A 362-nucleotide genomic window follows, 5' to 3' on the forward strand; every position below is an offset into this window, starting at 1 on the left:
GCTTCGTTGACATCGACAGCGCCGCCATCACCGCCGGCAGCACCACCGCGCCGGAATGGTCGCAGCCGCCGGTATCGTCCAGCTCCAGGGCATGCGCGGCKATACCGTTGAGCATGGCGGCTTGCGCCGCGCCGACTCGTTGATCGGTGCCCCAGACCAACGTGCTGCCGGCTTCCCCCTTGAACACCTGATGCGCCTGTCTGGCGACATCGCTGCCGGCCCCGGCCAGGGCTGCGCCGAAGGTGTCGAGAATGTGCCGCTTGGCCTGCTCCACCAACGCGGCGGGTAAATCTTCGAAGCGCGTATCGACGCAGAACTGCGCCAACCGCTCCATCCGCATGCCCGCCTGATCTTTCATACGC

At 66.8% G+C, this 362-nt stretch carries 1 protein-coding gene; it reads right to left on the reverse strand.

Features of this window, described 5'->3' with window-relative positions; translation table 11 throughout:
- Positions 1–334 (reverse strand): MmgE/PrpD family protein (locus AC1DF0_RS32695; protein WP_477577796.1); only part of this gene is annotated, 334 nt, incomplete at its 3' end.
- Positions 335–362: the final 28 nt, after the last annotated feature.

The organism is Paenibacillus sp. 05T425, assembly GCF_056396205.1.